Annotated in this window: 7 protein-coding genes; 2 read left to right on the forward strand and 5 right to left on the reverse strand. The window is 48.6% G+C overall.

Annotated features, from left to right (window positions below):
• Nucleotides 1-167 precede the first annotated feature (167 nt).
• Together RF007C_RS17410 and RF007C_RS16815 are read left to right on the forward strand one after the other, a co-directional pair.
• Nucleotides 168-2126, forward strand: coding sequence for a DUF5620 domain-containing protein (locus RF007C_RS17410; RefSeq protein ID WP_037296810.1), 1959 nt, complete (start codon nt 168-170; stop codon nt 2124-2126).
• 318 nt (nt 2127-2444) lie between these two features.
• Nucleotides 2445-4742 (forward strand): D-alanyl-D-alanine carboxypeptidase family protein, encoded by a 2298-nt coding sequence (locus RF007C_RS16815; protein ID WP_082316664.1) that lies wholly within the window; start codon nt 2445-2447, stop codon nt 4740-4742.
• Between the two features lie 710 nt (nt 4743-5452).
• On the opposite strand, the gene RF007C_RS02145 is transcribed toward RF007C_RS16815, so the two are convergent.
• From RF007C_RS02145 to uvrB, 5 genes are all read right to left on the reverse strand, one after another.
• Nucleotides 5453-5674, reverse strand: a complete 222-nt coding sequence (locus RF007C_RS02145; RefSeq protein ID WP_037296821.1) for a hypothetical protein — start codon at nt 5672-5674, stop codon at nt 5453-5455.
• Between the two features lie 40 nt (nt 5675-5714).
• Nucleotides 5715-7703 (reverse strand): cellulase family glycosylhydrolase, encoded by a 1989-nt coding sequence (locus RF007C_RS02150; RefSeq protein WP_430344438.1) that lies wholly within the window; start codon nt 7701-7703, stop codon nt 5715-5717.
• 77 nt (nt 7704-7780) lie between these two features.
• Nucleotides 7781-9589 carry a cellulase family glycosylhydrolase gene (locus tag RF007C_RS02155; protein ID WP_037297048.1) on the reverse strand — a complete coding sequence of 603 codons (1809 nt, stop codon included), beginning with the start codon at nt 9587-9589 and terminating at the stop codon, nt 7781-7783.
• 186 nt (nt 9590-9775) lie between these two features.
• Nucleotides 9776-11971, reverse strand: a complete 2196-nt coding sequence (locus tag RF007C_RS02160; protein ID WP_037296823.1) for a dockerin type I repeat-containing protein — start codon at nt 11969-11971, stop codon at nt 9776-9778.
• Nucleotides 11972-12141: 170 nt separating this feature from the next.
• A complete protein-coding gene (gene uvrB / locus RF007C_RS02165; RefSeq protein ID WP_037296824.1) occupies nt 12142-14103 on the reverse strand; it encodes an excinuclease ABC subunit UvrB in 1962 nt (653 codons plus the stop codon).
• Between the last annotated feature and the right edge of the window lie 137 nt (nt 14104-14240).

Consider the following 14240-nt stretch of genomic DNA (forward strand, 5'->3'; position numbering starts at 1 on the left):
CGTCATCCTGCACAAATATATAACAACATATTTATTGTTTGTACCGATTTTGACCATGAATTAACAATTTGTTAACATTTGCATGGTAAAAACATGATATAATTTCCCTGTACGAATTCTTGTACACATATTATTTACAATTATTTTTTCTGAAAGGATGATAAGCAATGAAAAACCATATCTCAAACAGGATCAAAGCATCTGTTTTAAGCCTTGCAATGGCTGCCGCAATGGTCCCGATGTATTCCGCTCCCGTAAATGCGGTAACTACTTCAGGACTCTCTGCTGTCTCAGAAAACAAGGGCGTTTCCCAGACCATGAAGGTCGATTCTGTATATGAAGGCACTATACCCGACGACGGCGCCGACTCGGTGACCTTCACTCTTGAGACCAGCTATTCCGGACAGAGCTATTCATACGGCTTCGGCTGCGCTACCAAGGAGGATCCCTACTGGCTTGAGCTCGATAAGAGCGGCAAATGGGTAGACGGCTCCAAGGCAGAGGGTACAGCCTGCAAGCTCGACAAGGCAACGAGCACCATAACCATCGACCTTAAGAAGGCAGGTGCAAAGCCGGGAGGAAAATTCGAATTCAGATGCTATTACTCCGCACACTGGGATAACTCCAAGGGAGATATGGTAGACAATACCGTTAAGCTCACAGGCGTTGACTTTGGCGGCGGAAGCTCCAGCAGCAGTTCCAGCAGCTCAGGCGTTACTTCCAAGAACAAGAAGAGCGGCTCCTGGACTTTCAAGGACAATAAGGACGGCACAGCTACTATCTCATCCACAGTTACAAAGCAGCTGGACGACCTTGATTATAAACTCACACTGGGCTACGATGAAGAGTACTATGAAAAGAAGGGTATCGAGCCCGATGATGATTCTCCTATGAACAGCCATAAGTTCAAGTACAGCGATTTCGGCATCTCAAGCACTGATGAAGTAACCATAGAGTCCCTCTACGTTGTAGTAGAGACCGATTTTGACGTTGACAAGTTCATGTACGGCTGCGGAACCAACGTTGCCGAGGGCTCTCCTTCCGATACAGAGTATCCAAAGAGAGGCATCATCGACGGCAAGGAAAAAGCAGGCTACTGGTATAACGAAATGGGCGAGGAAGCAAGAGAAGAATTTGAGGAGCAGGGCGTTGTATTCGGCCTCAAGACCATAGGCGAAGGTACTACCATTGAGGGCGCAGGCAAGTATATCGAGTGTCTCTGGGACGTTCCCGCAGATGTACAGAAGGATCAGACAACCGCGCCCAGCGATTCTATCGGCTTCCAGTTCTGGTACGGTACAAAGGACGCTTCAAAGTACACCGAGATCACCTCTTCTGATGATGTTACCATCACCAGCGCAGCTCTTACCTATACCATAACCAAGACCGTTCCATATACAGCTTCTTCAAAGACCTCACAGAGCGCTACTCTGGACTGCACGGCTACTTCGGATACCAAGAAGAACTTTGAGGTATCCTACAAGGATCTGGGCATAGAGGACGATATGGACGTTTATGCAGTACGCTTCGACGTATCCGCCACAAAGGAAATCAAGAAGCTTGTATACGGCACAGGTACAGGTACTACCGATGAAAAGAACGATTACTGGTTCCAGGAGCCTGTAAACTCTGTTGTACTGGGCGCAGGCAAGAGCGCTGAGATCATGTGGATACTTCCTACCTCTGTATCAGGCTCAACCCCCGAAAAGAATATAGTAAATCCCGACGGAAACGTTGTATTCGGCTATTATTACGGCGAGAGCGATACTATCAAGGTAAACAATGTTGAAGTATACTATGCTGTTCCCGAGACTACTACCACTACTACAACCACAACGACTACCACCACTACAACTACCACTACTGTTACATCACCCACAGTTACTCTCTGGGGCGATGCTAACTGTGACGGAACTGTTGACCTTGCAGACGCTATCCTCATCATGCAGTCACTTGCCAACCCCAACAAGTACGGCATCGGCGGTACAGCTGCCAAGCCTCTTACAAAGCAGGGTCAGGCAAATGCAGATGTTGATACATCTACAAAGGGCCTCACAGGTGATGACGCTGTTAAGATCCAGGAGTACCTCCTCAAGAAGGTATCTTCTCTCGATCCTACTAAGTAATTACTGAAATAACATAGAAAAGCGGCGCTGATGCGCCGCTTTTTGCAGCTATGAGCACCGCCTGAACACCAAAGCTTCCCTTGTTCCCGTAAAAAATAGCTTAACAATGCTCAAGAGCTGCCGTTCTCAATGAGGGCTTTTTTATGTAAAACACCGAAAAAATGCCTTTATATGGTATTTTTTTAAGAAATCACTTCCATTTATGGCTATTTTATGCTATAATTGGTTTTACACTTTTCAGCATTTTTCTGGCTGTTAAATGCAAACAGGTCTGTTACAGGGGGTAAAAGGCCGAAAATATCATAGAAGGAGAATAAAATGAGAGCTAAACGATTATTAGCGTCAATGCTGTCATTTGCCCTGTGCTCGGGAGCAGTTCCGTCTTTATGTGCTTCTGCGGCTGACGGGCAGGCTGCAGCAACAGCGGCAGTAATTATGGCAAACGACACTTCAGCAGCTGTCGGAGCTTCCGCCGAAGCGGATACCTTCGGTATGATCATAGGCAACAACAAGACGTACACTGTCAACAAGGGCTCTGTGGTGACTATCAACCTTGGCGACGTCAATTTTGACGGCATGATAGACGCCAACGACGCCTCCGCCATACTTGTGGCGTATGCAAGTATGTCATCAAAGGATCATACCTCAGTATTTACAGCTGCCCAAACCATAGCAGCAGACGTCAATTTAGACGGCAAGGCGGATTCCGTGGACGCTTCCTGCGTTCTTTCGTACTACGCCTACCTTTCTACAAGAGGTACTCTCCCCATCGAGAGCTTCCTGAAGCTGGAAGAAATGATGGCGTCAACCACAACAACTGCAACAGCAGCAAAGACTACGACCACAACAAAAACTACATCAACTGCCTCAGCTTCAAAGACAACTTCAACGGCTGCGGCAAAGACCACTTCATCGACCTCATCATCAATAACAACAACAGCAGCTTCAACAACGGGAAAAGCCACACCCCCTCTCACGGCTTCGTCCGCGACAACTACAACAACTGCTGCATCTGTTACTAATACTTCAACCTCTTCGGCAACCACCTCTGTATCAAAAACAGCCGCAACGACATCAACGACTTCGACAGTATCATCAACTGCAACTTCGACCACTTCGTCGACTACTTTCCTCTCATCCACCACGACCACAACTACTGCCGCACCTACTACTACAACGACTACTGTGACCTCCACAGCAACGACCACTGCATACGTTGATCCATACAAGGTGCATACAATAAAGCTCAGCGAAAATGTGCTGAAGCTGAATGTAGGCATGGGCGGCATATCCTATGTTACCATGCTCCCCGCTACTGCCGACCGCAGAGAGATATGGAGCTGCTCCGATGAAAGCATCGCCGTAGTTGACAACGAAGGCTGGATCGTAGGAAAATCGGAGGGAACCTGTGTCGTTACGGTTACCAGCTTCAATAATCCCGCCGTTAAGGCAGATATAAAGGTTACAGTATGTGATCCCAACAAGGTAAACGCCATCAAGCTCAGCAAGACAGAGATGTCTATTCCCATAGGCGGCGGAGATATATCCTACGTTACCATGCTGCCTACAAATGCTACCAACAAAAAGGAGATATGGATCAGCTCGGATGAAAGCATTGCTACCGTCAATGACGAAGGCTGGGTCAGCGGAATCAGAGAGGGCACCTGCATAGTTACAGTATACAGCAGAGCCAATCCCGCAGTACATGAGTCCATAAAGGTTAATGTTACCGACCCCAACAAGGTAAGCGCAATAAAGCTCAGTAAGTATGAGATGAACATACTTGTAGGAAATCTTGACATATCCTACGTTACAATGCTGCCAAAGACAGCACTCAACGTTGAAGAGGTATGGACAAGCTCAAATCCTGCCATAGCCACAGTTGACAAATGGGGCAATGTTTACGGAGCATCTCCCGGAAGCTGCATCGTTTCCGTTATCAGTAAGGCAAATCCCTCTGTAAAGGCAGATATTGTCGTAAATGTACTGAGCAGGACCACCACAACTACCACAACAACGACTACTACCACTACGACTGTCACGACCACAACTACAACAGCACCCTATATCTCCTCACATATAGTACAGAACATAAATGGCGTTACCTATGTGGACGGAATACTCATAGTTAACAAGACCTATTCCCTTCCCAAGGATTACGCTGTTTCAGGACTCAACGCCAATGCCCTTGCACAGTTCAATACAATGGCACTTGACGCTGCACAGCTGGGACTCTCTCTCAAGTGCTCATCGGGCTACCGTTCATACAGCTATCAGGAAACTCTCTACAACAGCTATGTTCTCAGGGACGGAAAGCTCCTGGCCGATACATATTCAGCAAGGCCGGGGCACTCAGAGCACCAGACAGGACTTGCGATAGATGTAAACTCCATAGATTACACCTTCCTTAATACTCCCGAGTGTGCATGGCTTGAGAAAAACGCTCATAAGTACGGCTTTATCATACGCTACCCCAAGGGCAAGGAAGCTTACACAGGCTTCAGCTATGAGCCCTGGCATTTAAGATACCTTGGAACTGCAACAGCCACCGAGGTATACAACAGCGGACTCTGCCTCGAAGAATACCTGGGCATATCCTCCGCATACGCAAACTGAACAAAAGCTGCCGCAGACCTGCGGCAGCTTTAATTTATATCAAAGCAGCCGTCAGGAGCTCTGCCATATGCCGGGAAGCTATCCGCGGGAGCAATGCTCCACCTCCTGACGGCCGCTCATATTGCTGCTTACATTATATTATGCAGAAAACCAAAAAAGGTACAATGAAAATTCTTACAGCAGAAGAAACTCTCCGTAAATATTGTTGTCATATTTGTCAGATTTATGTAACCGATAGGAAACTGTACGTAAGCATTTCATATCCGAACTGTATTCAAACCGAAATCGCTCTGTTATTGCATATTTGTGATCCATAGGGTATAATATAGACAGTAAAGGGAAAAAGAAATAAACAAGAACCTTCATTGTTCCTCGTTTCTGCGTCGATCATACCTCCCGACGCAAAACACACCCATGGCGGTGTCGCACACCACCGCTTCATGAACACTCCTTTCGGAAAGAGAAAAATGACCGTCGGCGCAAAAGTGTCGGCGGTCCTCTTTTTTTATTTCAGTGTCACATTTTCACAGGATCATGCGTTATATAATATGGGGGACAAAACAATTCCTTTCATAAAAAGTGATCCAGACGGTGTGGAAAGACGAAGCCGCTGTAAATCATGCGGTCTGCACAAATAATCCCTGCGCTTTTGTTCAAACGGAAGAAAACGGGATGATCTTCGTCTTTTTACACCTCAAAAATCACTATTTTTAAAAGAAAATGTTTTCACCATAAGAACAGATATTTATGTGCTTCAGCCTTTGCGGCTGCGGCCTGCCTGTCACCGGCATGATGCGCCGCAAAGAAGGGCAGGAACGCATATCCGTACCGGTAAGCGAAAAGATCTGATACAGCGTTTTTTCCATAATGGTCTCTATATATTCAGAAAAAGAGCAGTCCTTCTCCATGGACTGCTCTTTTACTTTTTTCATTTATAAACGCCGCTGTTACCGCAGCGATCTATCTGTTCAATTACTGACCGTCAACGATGGGAGCAAGAGAACCTATCTTTTTGATGAGGAACTCCTGGATACGAACAGCGTCGTCACCTGTAAGTCCTCTTGTAGATGCGTCAACATCAGCATTTATCTGACCCTGCCTTGTGAGAGGCTTGGGAGCTGTACCGCCGATGCCGTACTTATTTGGGTTGGCAAGTGACTGCATGATGAGGATAGCGTCCGCAAGGTCAACAGTACCGTCGCAGTTAGCGTCGCCCCATACCTCGTTTCCTGTATTCTTGGAATCTGAGGAAGTGGTGCTCGTTGTAACAGGAGATGTCGTTGTCGTTGTCGATGTTGTAGTTGATGTTGTGCTGGTAGTTGTGGGAGCACTGGTTGTTGTGGTAGTTGTGGTTGTAGTGCTTGTTGTAGAGGTCGTAGATGTTGTTGTAGTGGTGGTAGTCGTCGTTGTAACCGAAGTGGTAGTAGTAGTTTTGTCTACTATAACGGGAGTACCGCCGCCTGACTTGCCGCCGTCGAGGTTGCTCTTAGCACCAGATGAATAGAAAGTATTCAGTGAGATACCGTTCTGACCGAGTGCAGTCTGGTGATCGAGACCGATGAACTTGCCCGAGTCAGTCTGCCAGAGTACCTTCTTGAGGATACCGTAACGTGCAGGATCCCATGTCAGGAAGTCGTGGCTGAGAAGTCCGCCTGTATCGCCTGAGTTAGGATTCAGACACCAGTATGTATGGTTGATATGATTCTTGAGCATATAATCGCGGAGGAGCTCCATCCATTTCTGGTTCTTGGTTCCGTCAACGAAGCCGCCCCACTCACCGATGAGGAGAGGAGCCATATCCTGCTCGTTGATATAAGCCCATGTACCGCGCCAGTAATCATCAAGGAGAGTTTCCTCAGTGAAGTTCTTGTCAAACCATGTCTGTGCATAAACAGACGGGCCGTAGTCATGAGGAGAATAAACGATCTGTGCCTGCTTTGCAGGTGTGGACATCTTTATGGGATAGTCCTTAACACCGCGGAGGTTTCCGCCCCACCATGCGCCGTACCATCTCTTCTCGTCCTCTGTCTTGGGCTCCCATACATCGGGTGTATCGAAATCATAGCCCTTTTCTGTCATAGGATACTGCTCGATACCTTCGATGAAAATAAGTGCATGGGGGTTGACATCGAGGATAGCCTCTGCGCAGTTTGTTGCAGCATAAGCCCAGTTGTTCTCGTCAGTAGAGCCGTCCCACTTTGCAATTGTGCTGGGGCATCCGCCGTCCTTATAGGCACGCTTGCCGTGAGGCTCATTCTTCAGGTCATAACCGATGAGTGTATCATCGTTTGCATACTTCTTTGCCAGCCATACCAGAGTATCCTGCCAGTCCTTTGTGGTTATGCCTGCCTTGCCGTACCAGAGCTCATAGTCATGGCCGGAGTTGTTCTCATCAGGGCTGTGTATGTCAATGAAAGCCTTGATACCGTACTTCTTGCACTTCTGCATGATGATGTCGAAGATCTCCATGGAGTTCTTTATGGTCTTGCCGTCCTCCAGAACGAAATCCTTGTTGATATTGGTATAATAGCCCGCAGGAGTTACCTTGCCGTCCTCTCCGACCTGATCGGTGGGAGGAGTATATGAAGCCTGTACGGAACTTACCTTATGGGGCTCTCCGTTCATCCATGATTTGAGCAGAGTGGTGGAAATCGGGAAACGGAGAACATTGATACCGTGATCCGCAATGCTCTGGAGCATATCGTCAACATCGGCAGCATATAGGCCGTGTGCACAGTTTTCAGAGCAGTTGAATCCGAACCAGTTGGCACCTGTCAGCCATACCTCGTTTCCGTTCATGTCGTAGAGGCGGCTGCCCTTTGCATGTAGCCAGTCGTCGCCTGTGTCATCGGCAGCTGCGACATTTGCGATAGTGTCGGGAGCTACCAAAGGTGCATAGTAAGCCGTACCTGATACAGTTACGGCTGCTGCGGCAGCAAAGGCTGCCACTGAGCGCAAGATTTTTTTCATAATTTTTTCCCTCTCATAAAAAATTTATTTTGTCCGCTGTGCCCCCTTAAGCACAGCGAGCCAATACATTAAGCAATTGGAAGCTTGTCGTACTTTCCGATAAGCTTCATCTGGATGACCATAGCGTCATCGCCTGTGAGTCCCTTTTCGCCGTCAACATCTCCGCAGGCGGCGCCTTCTTCGGTGATATGATGGGCATCAGTGCCGTTCTGACCGTACTTATTGGGATTTGCAAGAGCCTGCATTATGAGTATAGCGTCTGCAAGATCCACATCACCGCTGAGATTAGCGTCTCCGTAAAGTCTATTACTGACGGTGGAAACGGATGTCGAAGTGGTGGAGGTGGTGGAAGTGCTTGTATTTGATGTTGTGGTCACCGTTGTAGTGGTGGTAGTACCGCTCTCCGAGACAACGGGTGTACCGCTGGAGGTCTTTCCGTTATCGATATTGCTTCCCTCTGAGGAAGCATAGCTTGAATAGAACTCATTGAGTGATATTCCATTCTTTCCGAGAGCCACCTGATGATCCAGACCTATGAATTTCTTTGATTTCTGTGTTTTCCATATAGCGGGATAGTAGTAGGTCTCGTACTTCTCCTCATCCCAGATTATCATGGTATTGCCCTCGATCTTTCCGTCAGCTCCCGCAGTTGCGGAGAAACGTATATCCTTCCAGAGACCGCCTGTATCACCTGAGTCGTCGTTAAGGCACCAGAAGGTATGGTTGATATGGTTCTTTATCATATAATCGCGGATAAGTCCCAGCCACTGCTCGTTCTTTCCGCCGTCGAGACGTCCGCCCCACTCACCGATAAGGAGAGGATACATATCCTTTTCTACCAGGTAAGCCCAAGTGTCTCTCCAGTAATCATCAAGGAGAGTCTCTTCGGTGAAATTCTTCTCGAACCAGGTCTGCTGGCTTACAACAGGACCGTAATCGTGAGGTGAGTAAACTATCTGTGATGTACCTGCCTTTGGCATAACGGGATACTTTGCAACACCGCGGAGATTGCCTCCCCACCATGCGCCGTGTCCCTCAAAGCCCTCAACGCCCTCGATGAGTATGAGCGCATGGGGGTTCTTGGCAAGAATAGCGTCAGCGCAGTCCTCGGCAGCCTTCTTCCAGTTGTTGGGCTTGTCCGAATCGTCCCATATAGCATCAACGGGAGCGCCGCCATAGGTGCTGTGAGGCTCGTTCTTGAGATCGAAGCCTATAAGTGTATCGTCGTTCTTGTAGTGATCTGCGCACCATGCAAGAGTCTCTATCCACAGATCGGTCGTAACCTCAACGTTCTTACCGTCTCTGCCCTTGAATGACTTGCCGTACCAGATACCGTAGTTATGTCCCGAGTTGTTGGATTCGGGGCTGTGAATGTCAATGAATGCCTTTACACCGTACTGCTTGCACTTTGCAAGGAGCACATCGAAGGTCTGCTGACTGTTGGCGATGGAACCGTCGGGATTGATAAGATCAATATTGAACGGATAAGAAGGATCGTCATTAGGGTTAACGCTTCCGATGGGATCGGGATCGCCGATCATCCAGTTGTAAAGGAGCTCCGTGGAAACAGGAAGTCTGAGAACATTAACTCCGCGGTCGGCAATATCCTTTACCATATCGTCAATGTCTCCGCTCCAGAGGTAATGGGGTACGCACTCGGTACAGTTGAAGCCGAACCAGTTGGCGCCCGTGAGCCATACCTCGTTTCCGTTCATGTCGTAAAGACGGCTTCCCTTTGCATGGAGCCAGTCATCGTTGTTGGTATCGACAGCATTTGCTGTCATTACCGTTGTCTGACCAAGACAGGGTGCTGCTCCTGTCAGAGCCAGTGCAGCCGCTGACACAAGAGCAGCCGCAGAGCGTGCTAATTTTTTCATTTTAATTTCCCCTCTCACAGTATACTTATCCAGTATACTTATATTAACTATATTGTAGCATTTAAAGCGGAAATTGTCAATAGTTTCTGCGTTTTTCACAAAATCATCAAGAAGCACAGACAGTAGATATGAGCAGCAAAAACCGCACCTGCTTCATGCACAGGTGCGGTATATATCATGGTTGTTTTACATAATCTCCAGCAGGTACTGTTTCATGCTTACAAGATCGAATACGTCAAGGCTGTTGTCGCCGTTCATATCGGCAGCCTTCCACTCCCTGAAGTTCTCGGGCTTTTGACCGAGGAGCCACCTCTGGAAGAGCACTATATCCCCGACGTTGAAATTACCGTCGCCGCTTACATCTCCCAACTTACAGGTGCTTATCCTCAGCCTGGACTGGCTCAGATGGCCGTAACTCTCTTCGGTCTCATATACAGTCACAACGCCCTGGTCTATCCTGGTTGCCTTTAAACCTAACGTCGGGACGTGCAGAGGAACAGAGTCCTCAGGATACATGGACTCGTCCGAAGCAGTTACAGCGAACAATCTGGTATCTGCCTCCTTGTTCTCCCTCTCGGGCAGCAGCTCCTCAGTGACTGTTCTGCCGTCGGCAGTCTCCCTTGTGACGAAAAGCCTTCCCTTCGCCGAAGAACTGATCATGAGCCGGTTGTCGTTGATCTCTTCGTCATCACCGTGAGCCCTTATTGTACGGAAAAAGTAGTCCTTGCCCGTCAGTTCCATGACCTTGGAATAAATGCTGTCATTCTGCGCCCATATTGTCTCAGCCTCCTCGGCATTATGAGGATAGGGGACAAAATACTCCTCCCCTGCTTTCACTGTTATCTCACCGTTTGTTCTCTCAACGGTGTAACTCTGCACAGTACATTCCACACCGGGAATATATGGGTCTTTCAGGAGCTCGTTCAGATCAACATTGTATTGTCCGATAAGGATTATATACTTTGCGCCATCGGGAACATAGAACTTGTAGGTCTTGTCCTTGCAGTAATCATCGAAGTTCCTGTCTGACATTATCCATGCCACATCAACAGGCTCATTGAACAGGACGGAATTCTCCTCGATAGTGTATTTGCTGCTGTTTTCCGGAACCTCGGGTACTGCGGTCTGAGAAAAACCGCCGCTCATTTCCGCATGATTAAAGGCAAAATCGGGATTGAGCTGAGCGTAGTTCAGCGCCGCGTTTATAAGGTTCGCACGCTTTACGGCGTCCTTCTCCCTGCACTTTATAACGCACTGACAGTAGCGTCTGAATGTGTCCTCTCCCGACTGCTCCAGCCGTCCCACCAGCGCCGAGGTGACGTCAACGTCGAAATACTCCTCTGGAAGTCCCAGTGATTTCAGCACCTTTTCCTTGTTCCAGACAATATCCCTTTCTGTGAAAAGGCTGCTCATATCTCCGGAGATGGGAACACTTGTCACCAGCTCATGATCGGTAAGGTTTATCATGTAGTTCTCGGGATAAAGCATGACGGAGTACAGAGGATCCAGCCTGTTATCGCCGCTGACCGAGGTATTGTCCTGACGGCAAACATGATAGAAGTCGCTGTTGTCAAGTCCCTTTGCGGCGAACACTGCCTCCACCTCCTTGGTGGTCATGGCACTTATCTCCTCAAAGGTATAGCCGATATCGGGAAGCTCTCCTGCGGAATTTTTCTCAATAAAAGCGTCAATGTCCCCGGTGCGTATGTCTATCCTGTTTTGTTCATAGTAACGGAAAAGATATATATACCAGGGTTTCTCCTCGGGGACTCCGCCTATAAGTACGACATAATCGTCCTCAAGGTCATATTCCAGTATATACAGCCCCGAGCCTGCAACTCTGCCCCTGTAATCATCAAAATCAGACCATGTAAGGCTGCTGCCCTTCTTTGAGAGCTCCCTTACGCCGTCAAGGGTAAGAATTTCCGTCCCCCCAACATACTGATTCCGAGAAGCTGCCGACTGCTCATCATACCCGCTGCTCGCTAAAGTCCTTTCGAGGAAGGCGTTAAGATCGTCCCTGCGTATATCTATACTGTCCGCAGGATCATAGCGGTACAGCTCCACCTTCTCGGGCTTTTCGGGAGGATTACCGCAGACATAGAGGTAATAGCCTCCGCCCAGATCATAAGTGCAGGAAGGCATCACAGAAGAAGCGTCAGACTGCGCCCACTCAGTCTCAAAGGGCTCGAAGTCCGACCATGTAAGGTCCTCGCCCTTTTTCGAAAGCTGTCCTATGACCTCTGAGAGAGTCAGCTGTTTTTTCTTTGAAGCTACACTGTCCGAAGCCGCCGTCACAGGCTCACTGATAACTCCTGCGGAATAGCCGCAGCCGATACATATAGCCGCCGCAAGGGAAAAAGATACTATCTTTTTCAGCATATTATCATCCTTTCGCATAAAAACGGAAACGATAGTTACGTACACTTTCTTTATTTACACTATAAATGATTTCATTGCCAAAGTCAACGATCATATTCAAAGCTATCTGAAACTTTGTATGATATATATATATACAGCCTGAGGCTTGCTTTGTGCAATATGTATAAAGGTCAGCTTTCCTGAAGTTCCTTTATTTTGTCACGGAGGTAGGCTGCGTGCTCGAATTCAAGCAGCTTTGCGGCATTCTTCATCTCCACGGTGAGCTTGTCGATAACGCGCTGCTTCTCGGCAGCGGACATCTTCTTCTTTTTTGTCTTTTCCTCCACCTTTGCCTTGGAGGTTATCTCCAGAACGTCGCGGACGTCCTTGATTATGGTCTTGGGAACTATTCCGTGCTCCTCGTTATAGGCCATCTGCAGTGAACGGCGGCGCTCGGTCTCGGTGATAGCCCTCTCCATGGAGCCCGTAACGCTGTCCGCATACATTATTACCTGTCCGCCTGCGTTTCTTGCTGCGCGTCCTATAGTCTGTATCAGGGAGGTCTCGCTTCTCAGGAAGCCCTCCTTGTCCGCATCGAGTATGGCGATAAGGCTTACCTCCGGGATATCCAGTCCCTCACGGAGAAGGTTTATTCCCACAAGCACATCAAAAACTCCCTCGCGGAGATCCTTGATTATCTCCATACGCTCGATGGTATCTATATCATGGTGGAGATAGCGCACCTTTACTCCCAGCTTCTCATAATAGGAGGTAAGATCCTCCGCCATCTTCTTTGTGAGTGTGGTAACAAGAACTCTCTCGTTACGGGCAGTTCTCTCATTTATCTCGGAAAGCAGATCGTCGATCTGTCCCTGAGTGGGCTTTACGATTATCTCGGGATCCACAAGTCCCGTAGGACGAATTACCTGCTCAACGATAGTATCTGTTTTTTCACGCTCTATCTGTCCGGGAGTTGCACTGACGTATATCGCCTGATGTATATGTTCATTGAACTCGTCAAAGTTCAGCGGACGGTTGTCCATAGCACTCGGCAGACGGAAGCCGTAGTCCACAAGGGTGGTCTTTCGTGCACGGTCGCCTGCATACATGGCTCTAACCTGCGGCAGCGTAACGTGGCTCTCATCCACTATGAGGAGAAAGTCCTCGGGGAAGTGATCCATAAGAGTAAGAGGAGTGCTTCCTGCGGGACGTCCCGCAAGCACACGGGAATAGTTCTCAACGCCGCTGCAATAGCCCACTTCACGGAGCATTTCCATGTCGTAGTGGGTACGCTGTTCGATACGCTGAGCCTCTATGAGCTTGTTGTTCTTCTGAAAATAGTCCATACGCTCCGCCAGCTCACGGTCTATCTCGGTAAGAGCCGATTCCAGTTTATCGTCGCCGACTACATAGTGAGAAGCAGGAAAGATAGCCGCATGGGAAACCACAGCCTTCACCTCTCCCGTAACTACGTTTATCTCGGAGATGCGGTCTATCTCGTCGCCGAAATACTCAACGCGGACAGCCGTATCCGTTGACATGGCAGGGAATATCTCCACAACATCACCGCGGACGCGGAACCTGTTACGCTCAAAGGCAATGTCGTTGCGCTCATAGCGTATCTTTACGAGCTCTGCGATAAGCTGATCGCGGGGCTTCTCCGCCCCCTGACGTATGGAAACGCACATGGAACGGTACTCCTCGGGGCTTCCGAGAGAGTAGATACAGGACACGCTGGCAACGATGATAACATCGCGGCGCTCCGCAAGAGCAGTTGTGGCGGAGTGGCGCAGCTTGTCTATCTCGTCATTTATGGAGGAGTCCTTTTCGATATAGCTGTCCGTGCTGGGCACATATGCTTCGGGCTGGTAGTAGTCGTAGTAGGACACGAAATACTCCACGGCATTTTCGGGGAAGAACTCGCGGAATTCCGAGCAGAGCTGTGCTGCAAGTATCTTGTTGTGAGCGAGGACAAGTGTGGGCTTGTTGACACGAGCAATGACATTTGCCATTGTGAAGGTCTTTCCCGAACCCGTAACACCGAGGAGTATCTGCTCCTTTTTGCCTGACTGTATGCCGTTTACAAGTTTGTCGATAGCCTGGGGCTGATCGCCTGCGGGCGCGTAGTTTGAACATAGCTTGAAGTGATCCATAGTTCCCCCTTTGGAAGTTGAGAGTGTAGGGGCGCACAATGTGCGCACGTTTATTACAGTAAAACAATAAATGTGTAGGGGCTGCCTTTGGCAGCCCGCATTTATTTTGTCGTATCTTGCGGGCGGATAATATCCGC

Origin of the sequence: Ruminococcus flavefaciens 007c, from assembly GCF_000571935.1 — a bacterium.
Lineage (GTDB): Bacteria > Bacillota > Clostridia > Oscillospirales > Ruminococcaceae > Ruminococcus > Ruminococcus flavefaciens_F.

Coding starts and splice junctions, on each gene's coding strand:
- RF007C_RS17410 (WP_037296810.1), top strand. CDS start 168: ATGAAAAACCATATCTCAAACAGGATCAAAGCATCTGTTTTAAGCCTT.
- RF007C_RS16815 (WP_082316664.1), top strand. CDS start 2,445: ATGAGAGCTAAACGATTATTAGCGTCAATGCTGTCATTTGCCCTGTGC.
- RF007C_RS02145 (WP_037296821.1), bottom strand. CDS start 5,674: ATGAAAAAAGTAAAAGAGCAGTCCATGGAGAAGGACTGCTCTTTTTCT.
- RF007C_RS02155 (WP_037297048.1), bottom strand. CDS start 9,589: ATGAAAAAATTAGCACGCTCTGCGGCTGCTCTTGTGTCAGCGGCTGCA.
- RF007C_RS02160 (WP_037296823.1), bottom strand. CDS start 11,971: ATGCTGAAAAAGATAGTATCTTTTTCCCTTGCGGCGGCTATATGTATC.
- uvrB (WP_037296824.1), bottom strand. CDS start 14,103: ATGGATCACTTCAAGCTATGTTCAAACTACGCGCCCGCAGGCGATCAG.